Below are 2,770 nucleotides of genomic sequence, written 5' to 3'. Positions count from 1 at the left end.
CTCTACGACGTCACGCAGGAGACCTGCGACAGGCTCGGCCTGCCCGCCTACGAGATCTCCAATCACGCGCGGCGCGGCGCCGAGTGCCGGCACAACCTGGTCTACTGGCGCGGCGAGGAATATGCCGGCATCGGCCCCGGCGCGCATGGCCGGCTCGACATCGACGGGATCAGGCACGCCACCGCCACCGAGAAGCGCCCTGAAGCCTGGCTGATGCGGGTCGAGACCAGCGGCCATGGCGTCGTCACCGACGATCTCCTGAACAGCGAGGAGCGCGCCGACGAATTCCTGCTGATGGGACTCCGTCTCGCCGAAGGCATCGACCCCGAGCGCTACACCGCCCTCTCCGGCCGCCCGCTCGACCCCAAGCGCATCGCGCTGCTGCGTGAGGAAGGGGCCATCACCGTCGACACCAGCGGCCGCCTGCGCGTGACGAGCAGCGGATTCCCGGTGCTGGACGCGGTGGTCGCGGACCTGGCGGCGTAGCGAGATTTCGTAGGGTGGATTAGCCGAAGGCGTAACCCACCCTACGGCACCGTCGTCCCGAACTACGCCCCAAAACTTTTCGGCGAGCCCGCGACCGCGACGCCGCCGCCGGTCGTCACCTTCATCACCGCGAGGCCACGTTCGTTGGTGCCGTCGGCGCGGAAGCGGAACAGGCCGTCGATGCCGGCAAAGCCCGAGGGGTTGGTGAGCACGTCGGACGAGAAGCGCGTGGTGCCTTGCGTGCGCGCGAGCGCGGCGACGAGGGCGACCGCGTCATAGGCGAGCGTTGCGGTGCGAATCGGCTCGGCGCCGTATTTGGTGCGGTAGCGGCCGGAGAAAGCGCGGAAGCCGGCCGGATCCGGCGCGGCGTAGAGGCCGCCTTGCAGGTTCGCATTCGCGTAGACGCGCGGATTGTCCCACAGGCCGGTCCCGAGCAGCTGGATGTTGCGCAGGTTCGCGCCTGCGGCCGTCATCGCATCGGCGACCGTCACCACCGCATCGCCGTCGTCGGCGATGAACAGCGCATCCGCGCTGCCGAGCTGCTGCGCCACGGCGCGCGCCGGCGTGGCGCGATCGGCACCGTATCTCTCGAACGCAACGATGCGGCCGCCACGCCGCGGCACCGCCGCCTTCACCGCGGCCTCGACCACGTTGCCATAGGCATTGTCGGGCACGAGCACGGCGACCGAGCGCTTTCCGATGCTGGCGGAATATTCGACGATGCGGTTGACGTCGGACTCCGGCAGGAAGCTCAGCAGATAGACGCCACGGCCGGCGATGCTGGAATCGGTCGAGAACGCCATGACGGAAATGCCGCGCGTGCGCGCGACCTGCGCCACCGCCGGCACCGACTGCGCAAACAGCGGTCCCAGGATGATCTCGGCGCCCTCGTCGACCGCCTGCTGCGCACCTGCCTGCGCGCCTTGCGGGCTGCCATTGTCGTCCTTGATCAGCAGCTGGATGTTCGGATTCTGGAATTCGGCCAGCGCCATCTCGGCGGCGTTGCGCATCGACTGCGCGGCGAGGCCGGCGTTGCCGGCGGCCGAGAGCGGCAGGATCACGGCGACCTTCACCCCGCCGGTGCCGGCGGTCGTGGCCTGTTGCGGCGGGCCGGCCGGCTGAGCCGGGGGCGCGGAGGAGCTGCTGAAGGGATTGGAGAACTGGCTGAGGCTCTGCTGCACGCCGGCGCAGGCCGACAGCAGCGGCGCGCCGAGCAACAGACCGAGCGCGCTCCGCCGGGTCGCACCCGACGATAGGGGCCCCGGATGGGAAGACTTTGGATGACGCGGGCCCAGCATGACAGCTTCTCTTCTGACCTGCCGTCGCCGGCCGGTCACAACAAACTTGCCGCGACAGAAGCCGCGGATTCAGGCATATTGTCGGCAAATAGTTAACCAAAACAAAAGGATAATGATCGCTTAACGCAGCCGCACATCAATTCCTGGTTAGCTGTCCGCCGTTCGTGACCCAGCATCAAGGCGGCGTTTCCGCCGCGAATATGGCGCTGGTGCTTGATCCCCTCACGAATTTGATCCCGGATGGATCACATTCCCGTCCTCTTCAGTTCCTGCCTCGCCCCTCGCTTGCCCTCTTGCCCCGGCACGATCTTTTTCGGAGGACCGGTTCCCAGCCCCGTGGATCATGCCTAAGTTCGTTTCATTATGCGCGCAAAGCCGGCCCCGATAAATACGCCTGAAGGCACAGACGCCGCACCGCGCGGCTTCTCCATCGATGCCCATCGTCTCGTGGCGCCGAAAGCGGCCGCGGGCCTCTATCTGGTCGCAACCCCGATCGGCAATCTCGGCGACATCACGCTGCGCGGGCTTCAGACGCTCGCCGGGGTCGACGTCATCGCCTGCGAGGACACCCGCATCACGCGGCGCCTGACCGAGCGCTACGACATTTCCGCGCAGCTCAAGCCCTATCACGAGCACAATGCCGAGGCCGCGCGCCCGAAGATCCTGGAGCGACTTTCGCAAGGCGGCTCGGTCGCGCTGGTGTCGGACGCCGGCACGCCGCTGATCTCCGATCCCGGCTTCAAGCTGGTGCGCGAGGTCTGCGCCGCCGGCCATGCGGTCTACGCGCTGCCCGGCCCGTCCTCGGTGCTGGCGGCGTTGTCGGTCGCGGCGCTGCCGACCGACCGCTTCTTCTTCGAGGGCTTCCTGCCGGCAAAATCCGCCGCGCGCAGGTCGCGCCTTGCCGAGCTTGCCCGCATCGATGCGACGCTGGTGATGTTCGAATCCGGCAACCGCGTGCAGGACACGCTCGCCGAGCTCGCCGAGAT

2 protein-coding genes and 1 pseudogene are annotated in these 2,770 nt (G+C 68.0%); 2 read left to right on the top strand and 1 reads right to left on the bottom strand.

Going from position 1 to position 2,770, the window contains the following annotated elements; all coding sequences use genetic code 11:
* Window positions 1-486 (top strand): annotated as a pseudogene (locus AC1D00_RS35085) (radical SAM family heme chaperone HemW); the annotation flags it as partial.
* A gap of 62 nt (window positions 487-548) precedes the next feature.
* Here AC1D00_RS35085 and AC1D00_RS35080 read toward each other — a convergent pair.
* Window positions 549-1,784 (bottom strand): penicillin-binding protein activator, encoded by a 1,236-nt coding sequence (locus tag AC1D00_RS35080; RefSeq protein WP_135178664.1) that lies wholly within the window; start codon window positions 1,782-1,784, stop codon window positions 549-551.
* Between the two features lie 363 nt (window positions 1,785-2,147).
* Between AC1D00_RS35080 and rsmI the strand changes: the two genes are divergently transcribed.
* Window positions 2,148-2,770 (top strand): 16S rRNA (cytidine(1402)-2'-O)-methyltransferase (gene rsmI / locus AC1D00_RS35075; RefSeq protein WP_477013832.1); only part of this gene is annotated, 623 nt, incomplete at its 3' end.

Source organism: Bradyrhizobium sp. P2_E8 (genome assembly GCF_056403875.1).
The sequence above is the reverse complement of the archived record's forward strand: the minus strand, read 5'-3'. Positions and strand labels throughout refer to the sequence as shown.

Bases quoted from the DNA above. Each gene is read 5' to 3' on its own strand.
- AC1D00_RS35080 (WP_135178664.1), bottom strand. From the start codon at position 1,784: ATGCTGGGCCCGCGTCATCCAAAGTCTTCCCATCCGGGGCCCCTATCG.